Annotated in this window: 2 protein-coding genes; one reads left to right on the top strand and one right to left on the bottom strand. The window is 74.4% G+C overall.

All coding sequences use genetic code 11. The annotated features are described in order from the left end of the window. A partial coding sequence (locus B7767_RS34680) for a penicillin acylase family protein (protein ID WP_218775838.1) occupies positions 1-222 on the bottom strand: 222 nt, incomplete at its 3' end. A gap of 76 nt (positions 223-298) precedes the next feature. Between B7767_RS34680 and B7767_RS34675 the strand changes: the two genes are divergently transcribed. Next, positions 299-1021 (top strand): siderophore-interacting protein, encoded by a 723-nt coding sequence (locus tag B7767_RS34675; RefSeq protein WP_085575564.1) that lies wholly within the window; start codon positions 299-301, stop codon positions 1019-1021. Positions 1022-1116 lie beyond the last annotated feature (95 nt).

Here is a 1116-nt window from a genome sequence, read left to right as displayed (position 1 = left end):
GGCCGTGTCGGCCAGGCGGGCGCGGCGGACGAAACGGTCCCAGGGGAGCGCCTCGGGGCCGAGGAACGAGGCCGAGGTGCCCTGCGCGCGGTGCCGTTCGACCTCGAGCTGCCAGGCCCGGTCGAGGGCGGTGACCCGGCCTTGGGCGTACGCGAGTCCGTTCGCGTCCCCCGCGCGCAGATGGGGGACGCCCCAGGGGTCCCGGAAGATCTCGCCACCCACTGTGCCCTCATTTCCCATTAGGTTAGGCTCCCCTAAGTAAACCGTGGCGGAATCGTACGCGAAGGGTGAAGACGCGATGGGGCAGGGGCGGGGTTGGGAGGGCGCGGTCCTCAAATTGTTCCGCGCGAAGGACTTCACGTTCACCGTGACCGGCGCGGAGGACGTCACCGCCGACTACCGGCGGGTGCGCTTCACCGACGGCGGGATGCTGGCGGCGACCGGTCACCACCCCACGATGTGGGTGCGGCTGTGGTTCGACAACGCGGGCAAGCCGCACCAGCGGGCGTACACCCTGGTCGACCCCGACCCGGTGGCCGGCACCTTCGGCCTGGAGTTCGCCCTGCACGAGGGGTGCGCCAGCGACTGGGCCAGGGCGGCGAAGCCCGGCGACACCATCGAGGCGACCGTGCAGGGCACGGGGTTCGAGGAGCCGGACCCCGCCCCCTCCCACATCCTCGCGATCGGCGACCCGGCCTCGCTGCCGGCCGTCAACTCGCTGCTCGGCGCGCTGGACGGGGCTCCGGCGACCCTCTGGTTCGAGGGCGCCCTCGACGGGCTGCCCTTCCTGGCCGGACCCGGCCGGGTCGAGGTGCGCGAGGTGCCCCGGTCGGGGGCCGGGGCGGCGCTGCTCGAACGGGTCCGGGCCGACCTGCCCGAGCTGCTGCGGTCCACCCCCGACCCGTACGTGTGGATCGCCTGCGACACCGCGACCACCCGCGCGCTGTCGGCGTTCGTGCGCAAGGAACTGGGCGTGCCGAAGCAGCGGGTGCACGCGCTGGGGTACTGGCGCGCGACCTGAGCCGGGACGCGGCCGGACCGCCGCGGGCAGTCCGGCCGCACCCGGGATCGCGGCGCACGCCCCCGAGGTGTTCGCCGCGCGCCGGTGCCTCGTCG

It is taken from the genome of Streptomyces sp. 13-12-16 (genome assembly GCF_002114215.1).
Taxonomy (GTDB): Bacteria; Actinomycetota; Actinomycetes; order Streptomycetales; family Streptomycetaceae; genus Streptomyces.
The sequence above is the reverse complement of the archived record's forward strand: the minus strand, read 5'-3'. Positions and strand labels throughout refer to the sequence as shown.

Excerpts from the sequence above, each read along its gene's own strand:
- B7767_RS34675 (WP_085575564.1), top strand. The coding sequence starts at position 299 with ATGGGGCAGGGGCGGGGTTGGGAGGGCGCGGTCCTCAAATTGTTCCGC.